This window comes from Labedella gwakjiensis (assembly GCF_003014675.1).
GTDB lineage: Bacteria > Actinomycetota > Actinomycetes > Actinomycetales > Microbacteriaceae > Labedella > Labedella gwakjiensis.
In genome coordinates this window covers 1,573,199-1,588,330 of the sequence record NZ_PYAU01000001.1, presented here as the reverse complement: position 1 = coordinate 1,588,330, position 15,132 = coordinate 1,573,199, and the positions used below count along the sequence as shown (strand labels likewise).

Annotated in this window: 20 protein-coding genes and 1 pseudogene; 9 read left to right on the top strand and 12 right to left on the bottom strand. The window is 66.8% G+C overall.

Annotation, left to right across the window (positions count from 1 at the left end):
• Window positions 1-65 precede the first annotated feature (65 nt).
• A complete protein-coding gene (locus CLV49_RS07480; RefSeq protein WP_127054396.1) occupies window positions 66-779 on the top strand; it encodes an Rv1352/Rv1906c domain-containing protein in 714 nt (237 codons plus the stop codon).
• A 49-nt stretch (window positions 780-828) separates the two neighbouring features.
• Here the strand turns inward: CLV49_RS07480 and CLV49_RS07475 are convergent, their stop codons facing one another.
• Window positions 829-2,583, bottom strand: coding sequence for a DUF2075 domain-containing protein (locus CLV49_RS07475; RefSeq protein WP_106562974.1), 1,755 nt, complete (start codon window positions 2,581-2,583; stop codon window positions 829-831).
• On the bottom strand, window positions 2,570-2,890 hold the full coding sequence (locus CLV49_RS07470) for a nucleotide pyrophosphohydrolase (RefSeq protein WP_106562973.1): 321 nt from the start codon (window positions 2,888-2,890) through the stop codon (window positions 2,570-2,572). The genes CLV49_RS07475 and CLV49_RS07470 overlap by 14 nt, the downstream gene beginning before the upstream one ends.
• A gap of 334 nt (window positions 2,891-3,224) precedes the next feature.
• Between CLV49_RS07470 and CLV49_RS18545 the strand changes: the two genes are divergently transcribed.
• From CLV49_RS18545 to CLV49_RS07450, 3 genes are all read left to right on the top strand, one after another.
• Window positions 3,225-4,223: a G5 domain-containing protein gene (locus CLV49_RS18545; RefSeq protein ID WP_243696648.1), complete on the top strand. Its 999-nt coding sequence runs from the start codon at window positions 3,225-3,227 to the stop codon at window positions 4,221-4,223.
• A gap of 843 nt (window positions 4,224-5,066) precedes the next feature.
• Window positions 5,067-5,372 (top strand): hypothetical protein, encoded by a 306-nt coding sequence (locus CLV49_RS07455; RefSeq protein WP_127054398.1) that lies wholly within the window; start codon window positions 5,067-5,069, stop codon window positions 5,370-5,372.
• Window positions 5,369-5,686, top strand: a complete 318-nt coding sequence (locus CLV49_RS07450; RefSeq protein ID WP_106562971.1) for a hypothetical protein — start codon at window positions 5,369-5,371, stop codon at window positions 5,684-5,686. The genes CLV49_RS07455 and CLV49_RS07450 overlap by 4 nt, the downstream gene beginning before the upstream one ends.
• A 17-nt stretch (window positions 5,687-5,703) precedes the next feature.
• Here CLV49_RS07450 and CLV49_RS18540 read toward each other — a convergent pair whose 3' ends face one another.
• On the bottom strand, window positions 5,704-6,183 hold the full coding sequence (locus tag CLV49_RS18540) for a helix-turn-helix domain-containing protein (RefSeq protein WP_243696649.1): 480 nt from the start codon (window positions 6,181-6,183) through the stop codon (window positions 5,704-5,706).
• A 100-nt stretch (window positions 6,184-6,283) separates the two neighbouring features.
• Window positions 6,284-6,430, bottom strand: a pseudogene (locus tag CLV49_RS18665) (Fic family protein); the annotation flags it as partial.
• A 125-nt stretch (window positions 6,431-6,555) separates the two neighbouring features.
• Between CLV49_RS18665 and CLV49_RS07440 the strand changes: the two are divergent.
• Window positions 6,556-6,831 (top strand): hypothetical protein, encoded by a 276-nt coding sequence (locus tag CLV49_RS07440; RefSeq protein WP_127054400.1) that lies wholly within the window; start codon window positions 6,556-6,558, stop codon window positions 6,829-6,831.
• 100 nt (window positions 6,832-6,931) lie between these two features.
• Here the strand turns inward: CLV49_RS07440 and CLV49_RS07435 are convergent, their stop codons facing one another.
• Entirely contained in the window at window positions 6,932-7,537 is a 606-nt protein-coding gene (locus tag CLV49_RS07435; RefSeq protein WP_106562969.1) for a DUF1700 domain-containing protein, read from the bottom strand.
• The gene (locus CLV49_RS07430) at window positions 7,530-7,931 is read right to left on the bottom strand and encodes a PadR family transcriptional regulator (RefSeq protein ID WP_106562968.1); all 402 of its coding nucleotides are present in this window, start codon (window positions 7,929-7,931) and stop codon (window positions 7,530-7,532) included. Before CLV49_RS07430 ends, CLV49_RS07435 begins: the two co-directional genes overlap by 8 nt.
• A 91-nt stretch (window positions 7,932-8,022) precedes the next feature.
• Between CLV49_RS07430 and CLV49_RS07425 the strand changes: the two genes are divergently transcribed.
• From CLV49_RS07425 to CLV49_RS07415, 3 genes are all read left to right on the top strand, one after another.
• Entirely contained in the window at window positions 8,023-9,147 is a 1,125-nt protein-coding gene (locus CLV49_RS07425; RefSeq protein WP_106562967.1) for a hypothetical protein, read from the top strand.
• A 163-nt stretch (window positions 9,148-9,310) separates the two neighbouring features.
• Window positions 9,311-9,544 (top strand): hypothetical protein, encoded by a 234-nt coding sequence (locus CLV49_RS07420; RefSeq protein WP_106562966.1) that lies wholly within the window; start codon window positions 9,311-9,313, stop codon window positions 9,542-9,544.
• A gap of 7 nt (window positions 9,545-9,551) precedes the next feature.
• Window positions 9,552-9,824, top strand: a complete 273-nt coding sequence (locus CLV49_RS07415) for a hypothetical protein (protein ID WP_106562965.1) — start codon at window positions 9,552-9,554, stop codon at window positions 9,822-9,824.
• Here the strand turns inward: CLV49_RS07415 and CLV49_RS07410 are convergent.
• The 5 genes from CLV49_RS07410 to CLV49_RS07390 all read right to left on the bottom strand — a co-directional run bounded on the left by CLV49_RS07410 (window position 9,821) and on the right by CLV49_RS07390 (window position 14,379).
• The gene (locus tag CLV49_RS07410) at window positions 9,821-10,333 is read right to left on the bottom strand and encodes a hypothetical protein (protein ID WP_106562964.1); all 513 of its coding nucleotides are present in this window, start codon (window positions 10,331-10,333) and stop codon (window positions 9,821-9,823) included. The two genes, CLV49_RS07415 and CLV49_RS07410, sit on opposite strands and share 4 nt — an antisense overlap.
• A 121-nt stretch (window positions 10,334-10,454) precedes the next feature.
• A complete protein-coding gene (locus CLV49_RS07405) occupies window positions 10,455-11,210 on the bottom strand; it encodes an SDR family oxidoreductase (protein ID WP_106562963.1) in 756 nt (251 codons plus the stop codon).
• Window positions 11,207-11,959: an SDR family oxidoreductase gene (locus tag CLV49_RS07400; RefSeq protein ID WP_106562962.1), complete on the bottom strand. Its 753-nt coding sequence runs from the start codon at window positions 11,957-11,959 to the stop codon at window positions 11,207-11,209. The genes CLV49_RS07405 and CLV49_RS07400 overlap by 4 nt, the downstream gene beginning before the upstream one ends.
• Before the next feature lie 66 nt (window positions 11,960-12,025).
• Window positions 12,026-12,979 (bottom strand): RNA polymerase sigma factor SigJ, encoded by a 954-nt coding sequence (sigJ, locus tag CLV49_RS07395; RefSeq protein WP_106562961.1) that lies wholly within the window; start codon window positions 12,977-12,979, stop codon window positions 12,026-12,028.
• Window positions 12,976-14,379, bottom strand: a complete 1,404-nt coding sequence (locus CLV49_RS07390; protein WP_106562960.1) for an NAD(P)/FAD-dependent oxidoreductase — start codon at window positions 14,377-14,379, stop codon at window positions 12,976-12,978. Before CLV49_RS07390 ends, sigJ begins: the two co-directional genes overlap by 4 nt.
• 117 nt (window positions 14,380-14,496) lie before the next feature.
• Here CLV49_RS07390 and CLV49_RS07385 point away from each other — a divergent pair, with 117 nt between their 5' ends.
• Window positions 14,497-14,757: a DUF4287 domain-containing protein gene (locus CLV49_RS07385; RefSeq protein WP_106564955.1), complete on the top strand. Its 261-nt coding sequence runs from the start codon at window positions 14,497-14,499 to the stop codon at window positions 14,755-14,757.
• Window positions 14,758-14,777: 20 nt separating this feature from the next.
• Here the strand turns inward: CLV49_RS07385 and CLV49_RS07380 are convergent, their stop codons facing one another.
• A complete protein-coding gene (locus CLV49_RS07380; RefSeq protein ID WP_106564954.1) occupies window positions 14,778-15,131 on the bottom strand; it encodes a DUF2200 domain-containing protein in 354 nt (117 codons plus the stop codon).
• Window position 15,132: the final 1 nt, after the last annotated feature.

Genomic DNA, 15,132 nt, shown 5'->3' with positions numbered 1-15,132 from the left:
GCTGTCGACGCCTGACCCTCGAAAAAGGACTATCCGGCACTAAAAGTGAGGATTACTCTCCTCACATGCCCGATGACGAGCCCCAGCCGGTGTTCCCTGTAGACACTGTGCCGCCGAAGCCTCCGCTTCCGCCGACCGCAGGTCGGACCTCTGCCCCTCGCAAAGACACGCGCACGACCGTCGGATCTCGGGTCCGTGAATTCGTGACGCTGCCGATCGCGGCTATTGCCGTCGGTGCGCTCGTCCTCGGAGTTATCGGTGGCGTCCTCGTCCGCCCGCCAGCGACCGCCTCCGAGGAATATCGCGCATTGGTCAAGACGAGCTCTCAAACGGCAGCTGAGCTCACGAAGCTGAACGAGGACTTCGATGAGCTCGAAGATGATTACGACAAGGCGAAGGACGATTACGACGCCATCTCGGATCGAGAGAATGACATCGCCACCGGCGAGGTTGCGCTCGATGAGCGGGAGGCCGGCCTCGATCAACGTGAGAAGGATCTCGACGCACGCGAAGATGAGATCGACGGTAAGGAGGCCGATAAAGACGCAAAGTCCTTCGGAGGCGGTATCCAGATCGTCGGCGAGACCGTAAGTGCGGGCACATATAGGACCACCGAGATCACGAGTGGCCTCTGCTACTACGCATGGCTTGCCTCGACGGCGGCCGACGCCGACATCATCGACAACAACATCGTCGAAGAGGGCACAGCAACGGTGACTCTGACGAGTGGCCAGGTATTCGAGAGTTCGGGCTGCGGAACCTGGAATCTCGTGGGCTGAACTCTCCCGGTATACCTCGCCGCTCCGAAACAGGCCACCACCGCGTTTTCTAGACGAGAGACGTGTTCTGTTCGAGAGGAAGGCGTTCCCGCAGATACTCCCGTAGCGCCGGGTCGCAGACGTACACAAACGTTCCCCGCATTCCGCGGGTGAGCAGCACGGAGTAGATGTTGCGGACATATCGCAGCAAGTCGTCGTCGGTGTACACGATGCCGAGGCGCGGGTTGTTCTCCTTGCCCTTCTTGTCGCGGTAGCTCGCTCGGTCGAAAACGATTCTCTTGAGGTCGATGTCGTATCGAAGATCGGGCCCGATGATCACGCCCGCGTAGTTGAGGTCATACCCCTGTACGGTGTGGATGGATCCGACTTCATCGACTGCGCCCTCCGAATTGATCCAGTCCTTATCGGTCTGGTTCCAGCGGAGCTGAACACCGTCGAGTTCGATGTCGTACGCGGTGCGGTCCGTCTTGGTTTTCCAGTCCCACGCGAATCCTGCGACAAGGCGGGCGAGGCCGACCTCATCATCGAGCCGACGGATCTCCGCATGCATCTCTCCGATGTCGTCGAAGAACCGGAGGTCGTAGGAGCCGAACGAGCGCGTGCCACGACTGGGCGTATTGCCGGCAAGCAGATCGCGGACATATGCGATGTAGTCCTCGCCGCCCTGCACTCTCATCTGTGACGTGAGCGGATAGTGGCGATAGGCTGCCGCGGCGCCTTCAATGAGTCGTCGAATAGTCGACGCCGGAAGGTCGGCCGGTCGAACGCTTTGATGCTCATCGAGAAGCAGAATCCTGTGTCGACTGCGCGCGATGACCCAGTCGAGCTGGGTGAACGAGTCCTCGTCGTGACCGAAAAGTGCGATGTTGATGTCGGAGAAGAAACGATTCTGTGCGGGGGAGGACTGATTGGCTCGCTGGTTGAGGCGGTGCGCTTCATCCACGACGACGAGGTCGTAGACCTGATTCCGACGTCCAAGTTGGATGGGTGAAAGCACCTCGACTTGCTGGAGCCCGGGTGTCTTGCGAAAGACTTTCTGGACTGACCGCCGGAGAGACTGCTGAGGCACGACCATCGCGATCGCGACCCCCTCGAGAAGAGCTCGGTTCTCGACGACGAAGAATTCGGAGAACATCGAGTCCGGATCCGGCTCGTCCGTGTCACGGCTCTCGGCGATGTCCTGCAGGAGTTTCAGCAGATAAATCCCGACCACTGTTTTGCCTGTGCCCGCGCTTCCCTGAACAACGATCGTCCCTCCGTTCGGGGATTCGGGCGACGCGAAGTCATCCAGGAGCCCTTCTACGATGTCCTCGACCGCGATGGCCTGATCCTCGGTGAGGGACTTGTACGGCGAGAGCTTGAAGAGATCGGAGTTCTCGATCTCCGGGATGGAACGGGAGAACAGGTTCTCCTCGCGAAGCCTCTCGAAGATCTCCTCGAACGTCTGGCGGTACGCGACCCGGTCGTAGTAATCGGCGTCCACAATGCCGCTGTTGCGATTGAGGACTTGGTACTCGCCATCGCCGGAAAGCCACCTGATCAGGTGCGACTCGAGATCGAGGCAAACGGATTTATTGAAGGTCTCATCGATGACAACTCGCATCGTATGCAAGCCGCTCTTCGCGGCCGCTTCGCGGTGCTGCTTCATCCGCTTGGTCACGTCGCGGGACTCGCCTACATATACGCGCCGGTCATCATTCAATGCGTAGACGACGGGCCAGTTTCCGAAACGACCGCCGAGGGCGGTCCACTGCGCGATCCCGTCTCGACTGAACCGCGCGTGCTCGATCCTAAAGTCGGTCATATTTGTCGCTTCGGCCCCTGGCCTTCTCAGCCGGGTACTTCGCCCGAGTGAGCGAGAGCTTATCGAGGATGAGCTGACCGGGTTCGGCTCCGATTCGGTCAGCGAGCAGGAAGCAGTAGGTCAGCACGTCGGCGAGTTCCTCACGGACCTTCGCCTCGTCCGCGTCCTCGCTCCACTGAAAGAGCTCCAGCAGCTCCGCGGCCTCGATCGAGATGCTCTTCGCGAGATTTGCCGGGGTATGGAACTGAGCCCAATCGCGCTCGTCAACAAAGGCTCGGAGCTGGGGAAGTGGATCCTCAGTGGACATACGGCAACCGTAGCTGCGCGAAGGTCCGATCAAGGAGACGCCGTGCAGGTGTGCGTGTTCCGTCACAGAGGCGCCGACCCAACGATCAACTCAGAGAGGACCGTTCGATTCCCGAATGCCGCACGTCTGGCGGGCCGGTGATCGGCGCAACTCTTACGTCTGAGTTCAGGGTTGCGAGAGCGGTGCATGGGTAACACTCGCGGCGCTCTCCAAATTCCAGCCAGTCGCCCCGCTTGTCCCTCGAACTGGGACCTGAGCGCGCCTCACGAAGACTGCCACGATGGGGTTCCCCCCGAGTCGACAGAGATGTCGGCACCCCATCCGAAAGCCCCCCATGAACCCGAATCCTGCACCGGGCTGGTACCAGCGTCCGGAAGACCCTTCTCGCGTCGAATACTGGGATGGAGCGGCGTGGCATGTTCGCCCGCCCGTCACCGCGTCGGCCTCACCGACCACCGCCCCGCTAACGACCCATATCGCCACCGCGCCCGCCGCGCCCGCCGCGAACACCACGCGACCCTTCGTCACCTGGCTGCGCACTCCCGCCGGACTGATCACCGCGATCATCGTCGGAATCGTCGTGCTCGCGGTGCTGCTGTCATCTCCCGCCGGGGCGGCCCTCGCGATCCTGGCGTCCTTCGCTCTCGTCGCGCTCGCGATCATCGGCCTCGTGCGGCGCTCGCGCGCAGGCAAGGCGTCGGGGTCGCTGAAGGCTCCGATCGCGGCTCTCTCCATGGCCTTCGTCCTCTTCGTGAGCGGCACGGCGTCCGCCGGTACTCACGCCGGTAGTTCGAACGACGCCGGCGACGCCGACTCGAGCGTGAGCGCGCTCGTCGATGAGACCGCCGAGCCGACCCGGTCAGCGACGCCGACCCCGACCCCCACGCCAACCATCGAGGTGACCGTCGAGAAGGTGGAAGTGACGGAACCGATCCCCTACACGAGCTCGAACGTCGATGACCCAGGTATGGAGAAGGGCACCACTCGCGTCGCGACCGCCGGCGTGAACGGAACGAAGACGATCGTCTTCGACGTCACCTACGAGGACGGCGTCGAGGTGTCGCGAACCGCAGTGGAGGAGCGCGTCTCCGTCGAGCCGGTCAACGAAGTGATCGCGGTCGGATCGAAAGAGCCCGTCGTCGTGCAGCCAGACCCCGCACCGGCGAGCAATTGCGACTCAAACTATGCCGATGCGTGCGTGCCGATCGCATCCGACGTCGACTGCGCCGGCGGATCGGGCAACGGACCCGCCTACGTGCAGGGCCCGGTCCGCATCGTCGGTTCCGATATCTACGACCTCGACCGTGACGGCGATGGCATCGTGTGCGACTGATGACGGCTAGCTCCTCCATCGCCGCGAGATTCGACGGACTGCTGCGACGCCCGCGAGCTGCGGTGACTCTTTCGCCATGATTCCCATTGGGGCTGGAGTACACCGTTGCGGGCGCGACCATTCTCTCGGGGATAGCTGTCTTGGCCGGCGTCGGCACGTGGTTTTGGCGCCTGAGGGGCATTCGACCAGTTGTCTTCGGCGGGACACCGACGAGAAACTGTCGCGGTGGCGCCGAGGGAAGCAGTCGGAACACACGTTCGAGTTGCGAAACTCCGGATCGGGCGCGGCCCATATCCTGGAGTTCCAAATCGTCGGTGCTGAGATCATCTCGTCGGACGATTATCGGCCCCGGAAAGTCCTGGGAAGTGGAGAGTCATTCACTCTCCTCATCAGATCACCGGAGATCTCCCACGCGTGGTTCCGTGTGCTGTGGCGCGAGGTCGCCAGTAGTAAGAGCGCGAAGATGGAGTGGCGCCGGGTTGAACCTTGGGCGGGCCGCGGGTGGCCTCAATGTGTTCCCTCGAAGCCACATTCCTGGGGCCAGTGGGGACCGTTCACGGAACTTGCCAGAAATGGGAAGGCTGAAGGTAAGCGGAAGACACTCCACCGCAACAAGGTCGTCGCGCAGGTGCGCGCGGAGTGGCAGGCGAGCGAGTTCGAGCTCAGCTCGCTGGCGTTTCGAAGACGACCCGAGAAGCGCAACATCGGGTCGCTCGGGGCCGTGTGATGGGACGGGAGGCGCTTTTCACATGCGCCTCCCGGCGCGAACCTCCCGCGCCATAGGATCGCCTCAACCCGTCGGTCCCCATCCCGGAATCACCGCAGAGAGAGTGGAGCCCCCATATGACCAGAGCAAGTGTGGCACTCTCCGCGCTCATCGTCCTCGTCGTTGCGCTCCTCTGGACGGGCATCGCCTTCGTCTCCCAACGCCAGATCATCGTGTGGACGGACTCCGCGAGTTCCGACGACGGCATGAGCTACGACGGAACGACAGTCGACGTGTTCGGCCTCGGGCTCACGCTCCTCGCCCTCGGAATACTCGTGACGGCTGCGATCCTCTTCTTCGAGGCGTACATCCGGCCAGCCCGATCGGTCGATGGCAAAGAGACGTCGCCCGCTGACTCTGTCGAGAAGGCTCAGCAGGCGTGACTCTCCAGACGGTGCGCTACACCGGCGCCCGGGAGGTTCCGGCCATTCGGACGGGACTCGCGGTCGTCCTCTTCGGACTCGGCATCGCGATCACGTGCGTGAGGTTCCCTCCGGCGGACGCGGCCGGTTGGATCGCGCAGAGTCTTCACGTTCCACTCGGTGTCCCATTCCTCATCGCCGCACTTCTGTTCGGGAGCGCCGCATGGCTTCTCGGAACGTCCGGCACCCGCTTCCGGGCTCTTCGGTTCATCGCTCTGGTCGCGGCCGCAGTCTCAGCACTGATCGGTGTCCTGGCGGTCGCCGCGTTCGTCTGAGGAACGGGTCAGGGACCTCAGCTCCCGCTCCGCTTGCGGCGCGCTCGCCCGGCGAACCCGTCGAGGGCTGCGAGTACCTCGTCGGCCTGCCAGTGGCGATTGCGTCGCCCGGCCGTCGCCTGCGTCAGGATCCCGGCGTCGACGAGCTTCGTCACGGAGCCGTCCGCCGCAGGCTCACTGATACCGAGTTCACGGGCGATGAGCTTGATGGTGACGACGGGTTGGCGCAGCAGGAGATCCATCAGGCGGTGGACGGAGGAGTCTCTGCGCGCTCGGACCGCGCGGTCCCAGCCGGCGGCGATGCGCGTGATGTCAGCTTCCAAGGACCGACCGTTGGCGATAGCCGCGAACGCGGCATCGGACATGGCCTCGATGATCGGACCGACGTCTCCCCTCCGATAGGCGGTGAGAGCACCGAAGTAACCCTCGGTGTCGCTGAGCAGGCCGGCCGATACCGGCACCGTCACGTTCTTCGTGACGCCACCTGCCCGAAGCATTCCCTGAACGAGGGCGCGACCCGCGCGGCCGTTTCCATCTGGAAAAGGGGTGGATGGTCTCGAACTGGGCGTGAGCGATCGCGATCTGGGCCATCACGGGGAGATCAGCTCGACGCGAGAACTGCATCATGTCCTCCATGAGCGCGGGCACTCGCTCCTGGTGGGGCGGGACGAACGTGGCGTTGTGAGGGGAGATCGAACCGCCACCGATCCAGACCTGCTCGTCTCGCCAGTGTCGACGACCCATCGATGTCGGAGGCTTACCGCATGACCGGGCCGTGTCGCCATGATCACCAGACGTGGCGGCGCATGGCCCGAGGGCGAGTAGCGTCGGATCGCACGACCATCAATGACGAGGAAGAGGACGAGACGATGACATCGGACCGACAGATGCAGCCCGGCGAGACCTACACGGCGATCTTCGAGGGCGGGCCGTTCGATGGCCAGACCGAGGACCGCCCGAGCATCGACGGAGGGTACGAGGAGGTCGTGGAGCAGATCGCCGCGGTCGACACGAAGGAGATGATCGACGTCTACCGCGCGGTCAAGAGCCACGAGGTGGGCGAGAAGATCCACGTCACCTACCGATGGGACCAGCAGGGCAGCCAAACGGCTCCCGCCGCGGAGGACCGCGACGGCGGCGCCTGACGCCGGCCCAACCTACTGACGCAGAGACGACGAGCGACCGGGTGCCTCCGCGCCCGGTCGCTCGTCGTCATTCGGCCGGAAGTCGGGTGGCGACGTTCTGCTACCGCCGCCGCAACCGCACCAGCAGCCAGCCCATCGCGACCACGCTCAGTAGCGCGGCCCCGATGACGCTCGTCCACAGGAAGTCGTAGACCGCGGGGACGAGCGGGTTGCCGCTGTCCTCCGCGGACGAGCTCATGGCTCCGATCACATGCGTGATGTAGGCCGCGAGCACCGTGATGACGAACGGCCCGATGGTCGCGATCGCCTTCTCGCCGCGCGTCCACAGCGTCGACGTCCACACCAGCACGACGCCCACGAGGTAGCCGATGAAGGGGAGTACGAACCCGCCGATGCCGAGGGTGATCGCGGCCGCGACGGCGAACTTCGGCGACTCGGCGAGCGGGATCCTCTCCGTCACGGTCACGTAACTGGGCTGGCCGGTTTCCGGATCGGGCCGTCCGTCGCCCGCCTCCACAGCCTCGCGGGCGATGAACGCGGGGTCGCCCAGCTCGGCGATGCGCCCGCGGGCCTCGGTCTCGGCGAGTCCGTCGAGTTCCTCGGCGATGCCCGACCAGATGTCGCCGCGGAGCGGCTCGCGCACGTCGCGGAGCTCGGTCGACAGCCGCGACAGGTAGGTGTCGGCTGCGGGGGAGAAGTCAGGCATCGGGGTGTGTCCCTTCGTGCGGGGGGTCGAGTGAGGGGTCCGTGGGGATGTCGATGGGTGCCTCGCCGCGGATCATCGATCCGACGGTGAGGGAGAAGGCGGGCCACTGCTCCCGGAAGTCGGCGAGCAGTTCGGTGCCCGAGGCGGTGAGTCGGTAGTACTTCCGCACGGGGCCGGTTCCGGTCGCGTCCTCGAACGTCGTGACGAGTCCGCGTTCCCGCAGTCGGGCCAGCACGGGATAGAGCGTGCCGATGCTCGCGATGAGCCCCGACCGCACGAGCGTCTCAGACAGCTGCCACCCGTACATCGGCTCGCGCGACAGCAGCCCGAGGATGCAGTACTCCACGACGCCCTTGCGCAGCTGCGCACTGACGTCGGGGATCGGAGGTGTCATGCATTGCAATATAGCACCGCCATGAACAATCCGGACGGCACGGTCCGCGGCTCGCTACTGTGAGCACAGGGCGTAAGGAAGAGGGGCCGCGATGCAGAAGGCGCTCTCCTCGCTGCGGTTCATCGCCGGCATGTCGATCGTCGTGGTGTTCGGCGTCGTCATGGCGGACGTCCTCCGGCTGACCATTCCGGGCGTCACCGGGCTGCAGTCCTTCCTCCCCGGCCTGGGTACCGAACTCCTCGAGGCGTCCCCCTGGTTCATGCCCGTGATGGGCGGATTCATCCTCACCGCCTACGTCGCGATCATCCCGCTCTCGGACCTGCAGGCGAGCGCCGTCGTGGACGAGCGCGTGGAGCTGGCCGCCGTCGCGCTGCCGTGGCTCGCGATGTGGACGGCGATCGTTTCGGTCGTGTGGTGTCTGCTCGGTGCGTTCGCGCTCGTCGAGGGCAGTTCGTTGCTCGTGGAGCTCCTCGGCTCCTCCCTCATCGCGCTCCTCGCGGCGGCCTTCGCCGCCCTGGCCGGATCGACCCTGTCGCGCGACCCTCGGCGTCGGCTTGCCGTTCTGCTCGCCGAGAGGCGGCGGCTCCGCGAGCAGCTCGACATTCTCAGGGCACGGAAGCCGATGCCCGTGTCGGGGGCCGTGGTGACGCTGATCCTCTGGGCGCTCGTCTCCTACCTCCTGCCCGCCGCGACCTACGTGATCGCCGTGGGGCCGGAGTGGTGGGGCGACCCGGATCTGACGAGGAACCTCATCCTCATCGCGGTGGCGACGGCGTTCCTCCAGCTCGTCGTCATCGCTGCCACGCTCATGAGGCCGCCGCATGTGATCGCCCGCGTGGAGCGCGTCATCGCCGGCTTCTTCTTCGCCGCGGGCCTGGCGATGCCGGTGGCTCTCGCGGTGAGCCTGGGCGATCCGCCGGCGGACTTCCGTGTGGGTGGGCTCGCCGTGAGCGCGGCATTCCTCGTCGTCGCCCTCCTCGTGGCCTTCGCGACGACACCGGGAATCTCCACGCGAGTGCCCCTGCTCAGGCGGAGGTCACCCGATGCGGCCATCGATTCGCTGATGCTCGCGGACCTGACGCGACGCGTCGACCGGCTGGCGCCGAGGATCACGGATGCTCGAGCGGTCGTGGACGATGAGAGGCGGCGCGGCGAGGCCGAGGCGAGGGCGAAACGGCCGATACCGCGAGTGATCGCCTGGTTCCGCTCGCCGTAGCCGTGAGGACGTGCGGAGCTGTTCTCCGTTCGCGACGGACGCCGGCTGCTCCGGCGACCTCAATTCCGACAACTCGTGCCGCGGCCACCTGTCGACTCCCTGCTGTCCACAGCTCGTGCTGGATGCGTTCGTCCGTGCTCCAACTCGCAAGTAACCTTGCGAAATGGAGCAAGCGCCGATTATTCTGGAAAGTGCCCATCGGCACGGTGTCACCGAGGACGCCATGCTCCACGCCCTTCGCTTTTCTGTCCGTCACTTCGTGCAGGACGATTCGATGTCGATGTTCATCGGTCCTGACGAGAGCGGAGTTCTGGTCGAGGTCGGAGTCATCGAATGGCATGGTGTCCTCGCGATCGCACACGCAATCCGTGCGGCTCGACCGAAGTATCTGAGGTGAAACGCACATGACGAAACGAACCATCGATCAGATAGTGGCGCGTGCCGACCAGTTCGCGGATGCCTTCGAGAACTATGACCCGAAGCCGGGTGACAGGGACGCGCCGCTTCCGCCGGTCATGGCTGTGAAGCTCGCGGCATGGAGGCGGGACGCTGCAGAACGTGAGCTCGCTGATGCCGTCCATGCCGCTCGTGAGCAGCAGCTTTCCTGGCGCGAGCTCGGGGAGGCCATCGGCACGAGCGGGGAAGCCGTCCGGCAGCGCTACGGCGCGAAGGCTTAGCCGTCCCCGACCCGCGTGAGCAGCAGCCAGCCCGCATCGATGTCCTCCGTGTCGGTGAAGGACAGCTGGACGGGACCGTCGACGTCGAGGGTGAGCTCCTCGTAGAGCGCCTCGTCACACCGGAGCGTGCCACTCGTGAGCACCTCGCCGTCGCCATCGACGACCGCTGAACGGATCTGGTACCGCGCCGTGTCGCCGACGCAGGCCCCCTCGAGGATCAACGGCTCGCCCGCGACGACGGCGTCCTCGACGGTGTTCGACGACGTCGGGTCGTCGGCGGGGAGGGCGGAGATCGCTCGGGCGATCTCCTTGTCGGTCACGTCGGGGATCTGCAGCACTGAGGGGTCTTCCGCGCCGGGCTCGGTCGTGGGGGTGGCGGACGACGATGCGCTCGATTCGACGACCGGTGGTTCCGCCGGGTCGCTCTCGGTGCAGCCGGCGACCAGCGCGCCCACCACGGCGGCACCGGCGATGACGGTGAACGGACGAGACTTCCGCAGTGACCCCATCCCTCCACGGTAGGCGCAGCAAACGGAACCCGCCACGCATTGCGACCGGTGCTCTGACCACATGGACGCGGTGAGCCGGGCGAGAGGACCCGTCTGCGCCGCCGATCGGTTCACCGTTCCGTCATGGGCGCCGATGCCCGGAAGCGAGCCACTCGTCGAACGTGGTCGGGGCGACGAGCTGCGTGCGGTCGCCGCCGCGCAACGAACCCGAGGCGAGTCCGGCGCCGTAGGCGCCAGGGAATCGCACGTCGAGCACGCGGCGACGGATCCCGTCGTGCGCGTACGTCCGCCGGATCATGCTCGCGAGCGTCTCGTTCCGCGGGCCGACGAGGTCGGGCGCCCGACCGGACGGGGGCGCCTCGGCGATCGTGATCAGGTGTCCGGCCACCTCGCGCGCCGCGACGGGCCGCGACAGGGTGCGGGGTGCCACCGTCAGCGGCCCGATCGTCGTCTGCGCCGCGATCTGCTGCGCGAACTCGTGGAACTGCGCGGCCCGGGCGATGGTGTGCGGGACGGACGATCCGGCGATGACGCTCTCTTGGGCCAGCTTGCCGGCGTAGTAGCTCGTATCGATGCCGTCGATCCCCACGATGGACAGGGCCACGTGATGCGGAACACCGACCCGCTCCTCCGCGGCGAGCAGGGATCGGGAGGCCGCCGTGAAGAAGGCGACGGCCTTCGCGGTCGACAGCGTGGTGGTGTTGAGCACGTCGATGAGCACGTCGGCCCCCTCGAGCGCGGGATAGATGCCCGCGCCGCCGAGTACGTCCACCCCCGACGCGCGCGACAGCACGACGACCTCGTGACCGCGCGAGCGGGCGGAATCGACCACGAGCCGCCCGACGGTGCCGGTCCCCCCGGCGATCGCGATCCTCACGCCGTGTGCTCCCCGCCGCTCGGGACCGGCACGGGATACCGTCGTGTGCCCGTGCGGTGGGAGCCGAGAGGGACGAGGGAATCGGCGGCATCCGCCCCGAGCACGCTGCCCTCGACGGAGCGCACGATCCGTTCGTCCGACGCGGCGGCGAGAGTCGCCCGCAGGAGGTCGTCGAGACGGAACCGTTCCGGTCCGGCTAGATCGACGGTGTCGCCCATGGGGGCGCCGAGTGCGACCTCTGCGAGGAGATCGACGACGTCGTCCACGTCGACGAGTTGGAGCAGCAGCTCCCCGGCCCGCACCGTGCCGTCGAAGGTCAGCCAGTCGGCGATCGTCGGAACGAAGTGGTGGAACTGCGTCGCGCGCACGATGGTGAACGGGATGTCGCCGTCGCGCACCGCCTCCTCCTGAGCGACCTTGCCCACGTAGTAACCGTTCGCGCGGGCCCGATCTGCGCCGACGATCGACAGGAGCACGTGGTGCCGCACTCCCGTGGAGTGCTCCGCGGCGAGGAGGCGCTCGGTCGTGCCGCGGAAGAACGCCGTCGCCGCCGCGGCATCCATCTCTCCGGTGTTGAGGACGTCGACGACGACGTCCGCGCCGATCATCGCATCGCCGAGTCCCTCCCCGGTCACGGCGTCGACCCCGGTGTCCCGTGAGCCGACCGCGACCTCGTGGCCGAGTTCGCGCAACCGCGAGGTGAGGCGGCTCCCGACCTGTCCACTTCCGCCGATGATGAGAAATCTCATGACTGTCCCTTCCGACGGCGCCGTGCCGTCCACCTGTCTGACGACGTCCCCGCCGGATTCGTGAGGTCAGCGCGCCGTCGACCAGGCGGTGAGCTTCTGCGGGTTCACCTGGATCCACACGTCGGTGATGCGTCCGTCCCGGACCCGCGCGTTCAGGACGCCGCGCAGATCGCCGCCGTCCACCGTCGCGAACGCGAGGCCGTCTCCCGTGCGGTGCTCCTGGAGGGCGAGTGCCGGCTGCTTCTGGAAGATGCCGAGCAGGAAGCGAGCGACGTTCGACACGCCGAGCACCGGTCGCCGGGCCGCGCTCACCACTCCGCCGCCGTCGGCGCGGAGGGCGACGGACGGGTCGAGCAGGCCCATCAGGGCCGTGAGGTCGCCGCCCGCGCACGCAGCGGCGAAGGCGAGCATGACGTCGTCGTGCTCGTGCGTACTGCGCGGGACGGCATCGTAGGAACGCACCCGGCGGCGCGCCGAGGTTGCTAGCTGGCGAACCGCGTCGGCGCTCCGGTCCACGATCCCCGCGATCTCGTCGAAGGGCACCGCGAACACATCGTGCAGGACGAAGGCGACACGCTCAGCCGGCGTCATGCTCTCCATCACGATGAGGAGCGCGGTGCTCACCTCATCGTCGAGCACGACGCTGTCGAGCGGGTCGCCGTGCGCGGTCCGCGGTGCGGGGGGAGCGGATCCCGCGAACAGGTCGGCCGGCACGGGTTCGGGCAGCCACTCGCCCACGTAGCGTTCGCGACGGACGCGAGCCGAACCGAGCACGTCGAGGCAGACGCGGCTCATCACGCGCGTCAACCATCCCGGCGGATTCACGATCGCCGCCCGTTCGGCGTCCGTCATCCGGTACCACCGCACGTAGGTCTCCTGCACGGCGTCCTCCGCCTCGGCGAGCGTGCCGAGCATGCGGTAGCCGATCGCGACGAGCCGGCGGCGCTCCACGAACACGTCGGGCAGGTCGTCGCTCGATGGACCGGCGGCCACGTCGTCGTGGGGATCATTCCCGGTCATCGTCCGCTCCCGCTCCCGCCGCTCGTCCCCACACTATGGCGGAGTTCGGTCGTGTCCGGAGCCGGCCCGGCCGGCGTGGTGACGGCGGGCTGCCCGCCCGAGACGAATGCGCGTCGCGGCTCCGCCCGAGACGCGAGCGATACGATGTCGCGTCCGCCCACGAGCGCACCGAACCACACGAGGAGGACGCGGACCTTCCGCTCCCACGTCGGCACCGCGAGTACGTGGTAACCGCGGTGCATGACCCACGCGGGGAAGCCCCGCACCACGATGCCCTTGTACTGGAAGATGCCGCGCCCGAGGCCGAGCGTCGCAACGACACCGAGGTTGTGGTGCACGTACGGGCGCGGTTCGCGCCCGCGGATCGTCGCGACGAGATTGGCGGCGAGTCTCCTCCCCTGCCGCACCGCGTGCTGCGCGTTCGGCACGGTCAGTGCTCCGGGTGTCGGGTTCGCCAGGTCGGGAACGGCAGCATCGTCACCGGCGGCCCATGCCCCGGGCACGATGCCCTGCTCGCCCTCGACGCGCAGGTCGGCTCGGACGCGGATCGAACCGCGCGGCGTGAGCGGCAGGTCGGAGTGGTGCGTGACGACGGGATTCGCCGTGTTGCCGGCCACCCACACGATGAGGCCCGAATCGTACTCCTCTCCGGTGGAGAGGACGACGTGCCCGCCCACGGCGGAGACCAGCTGGGTGTTGAGGTGGACGTTCCCGCCGCGCCCGCGAAGATGATCCACGACCCAGCGGCCCGGCTTCTCCGTCACCTCCGGGAGGATCCGGCCCTGCGCCTCGACGAGGTGGAACGACACCTCCTCGCGTCGCAGCTCCGGGTAGGAGCGGACGAGAGCGTGGGCGAGCGACAGGGTCTCACCGAAGCCCTCGACTCCGGAGAAGCCACCGCCAACGAACGTGACCGTGAGGAGCCTTCGACGCTCCGGTCCGGCGGGGAGCGTCGCCGCACGGTCGAACGCCGTGAGGATGTGGTCGCGGATGGCGACCGCCTCCTCGACCTGCTTCATGCCGATGGCCTCGTCGATGAGACCGGGGATGGGGAACGTCCGTGTGACCGCACCGGCCGTCACGACGACGATGTCGTATCCCAGCGTGAAGGCGTCGCCGTCTCGCGGAGTCACGGTGACCGTGCGCGCGGCATGGTCGATGCGCGTCACCGATCCGGCGACGACGCGAGTGCGACGCAGGTGCCGGCGGAGCGACACCGCCACGTGGCGGGCCTCGACGGACCCCGCGGACACTTCGGGGAGGAACGGCTGGTACGTCATGAAGGGGCGCGGGTCGATGACGGTCACGCGCGCTTCTCCCCGACTCAGCAGCTTCTCGAGCCTCCACGCGGTGTAGAAGCCGGCGTACCCTGCGCCCACGATGACGATGTCCTTCTTCACGATGCGACCTGCCTTCCGACCGGCTCCTCGTCCGGTCGAAAGGATGACGACTCAGCGCGGCGGAATGTGATGCGCAGCGGCCACGACGGCGTGGCTCCCATTCGCTACCCTCGTGTCATGACCGACGACAACCGCGTCCTCGCACCCGCGCCTCCGGCCGACGGCTCGAAGCCGAAGGGGCCGGCGTCCTACTTCCCGAGCATCGAGAAGACCTACGGGAAGCCCATCCAGGAGTGGCTCGACCTCACGGCCGATCGGCTCGCGAGCGGGGAGCCGCACATGCAGGTGGTCACGTGGCTCAAGACCGAGCATGGCCTGGGCCACGGGCACGCGAACGCGATCGTCGCCTACGTGAAGGCCAAGCTCGCCGCGTCATAGCGCGTCAGGACCCCTGGGCGTCAGGACCCGCGCAGGATCGAGGTCATCTTCTTCCCGCGGGCGACCTCGTCGACGAGCAGGTCCATGTAGCGGATCTTCTGCATGAGCGGATCCTCCACCTCCTGCACGCGGACGCCGCAGATCGTGCCCGTGATGAGCTGCGCGTTCGGGTTCATCGCGGGAGCGTCGGCGAAGAACTGCTCGAGCGTGACCTCATCGGCGAGGGTGCGCTTGAGGCCGGCCTCGTCGTAGCCGGTGAGCCACGACAGGACGTGGTCGATCTCCTCAGCGGTGTGCCCCTTCCGCTCCGCCTTCGTCACATAGAGGGGATAGATGGACGCGAACGGGACTCCGAATATGCGGTGGCCGGTCATG

Bases quoted from the DNA above. Each gene is read 5' to 3' on its own strand.
- CLV49_RS07480 (WP_127054396.1), top strand. From the start codon at position 66: ATGCCCGATGACGAGCCCCAGCCGGTGTTCCCTGTAGACACTGTGCCG.
- CLV49_RS07475 (WP_106562974.1), bottom strand. From the start codon at position 2,583: ATGACCGACTTTAGGATCGAGCACGCGCGGTTCAGTCGAGACGGGATC.
- CLV49_RS07470 (WP_106562973.1), bottom strand. From the start codon at position 2,890: ATGTCCACTGAGGATCCACTTCCCCAGCTCCGAGCCTTTGTTGACGAG.
- CLV49_RS18545 (WP_243696648.1), top strand. From the start codon at position 3,225: ATGAACCCGAATCCTGCACCGGGCTGGTACCAGCGTCCGGAAGACCCT.
- CLV49_RS07455 (WP_127054398.1), top strand. From the start codon at position 5,067: ATGACCAGAGCAAGTGTGGCACTCTCCGCGCTCATCGTCCTCGTCGTT.
- CLV49_RS18540 (WP_243696649.1), bottom strand. From the start codon at position 6,183: ATGCTTCGGGCAGGTGGCGTCACGAAGAACGTGACGGTGCCGGTATCG.
- CLV49_RS07440 (WP_127054400.1), top strand. From the start codon at position 6,556: ATGACATCGGACCGACAGATGCAGCCCGGCGAGACCTACACGGCGATC.
- CLV49_RS07435 (WP_106562969.1), bottom strand. From the start codon at position 7,537: ATGCCTGACTTCTCCCCCGCAGCCGACACCTACCTGTCGCGGCTGTCG.
- CLV49_RS07430 (WP_106562968.1), bottom strand. From the start codon at position 7,931: ATGACACCTCCGATCCCCGACGTCAGTGCGCAGCTGCGCAAGGGCGTC.
- CLV49_RS07425 (WP_106562967.1), top strand. From the start codon at position 8,023: ATGCAGAAGGCGCTCTCCTCGCTGCGGTTCATCGCCGGCATGTCGATC.
- CLV49_RS07420 (WP_106562966.1), top strand. From the start codon at position 9,311: ATGGAGCAAGCGCCGATTATTCTGGAAAGTGCCCATCGGCACGGTGTC.
- CLV49_RS07415 (WP_106562965.1), top strand. From the start codon at position 9,552: ATGACGAAACGAACCATCGATCAGATAGTGGCGCGTGCCGACCAGTTC.
- CLV49_RS07410 (WP_106562964.1), bottom strand. From the start codon at position 10,333: ATGGGGTCACTGCGGAAGTCTCGTCCGTTCACCGTCATCGCCGGTGCC.
- CLV49_RS07400 (WP_106562962.1), bottom strand. From the start codon at position 11,959: ATGAGATTTCTCATCATCGGCGGAAGTGGACAGGTCGGGAGCCGCCTC.
- sigJ (WP_106562961.1), bottom strand. From the start codon at position 12,979: ATGACCGGGAATGATCCCCACGACGACGTGGCCGCCGGTCCATCGAGC.
- CLV49_RS07385 (WP_106564955.1), top strand. From the start codon at position 14,497: ATGACCGACGACAACCGCGTCCTCGCACCCGCGCCTCCGGCCGACGGC.
- CLV49_RS07380 (WP_106564954.1), bottom strand. From the start codon at position 15,131: ATGACCGGCCACCGCATATTCGGAGTCCCGTTCGCGTCCATCTATCCC.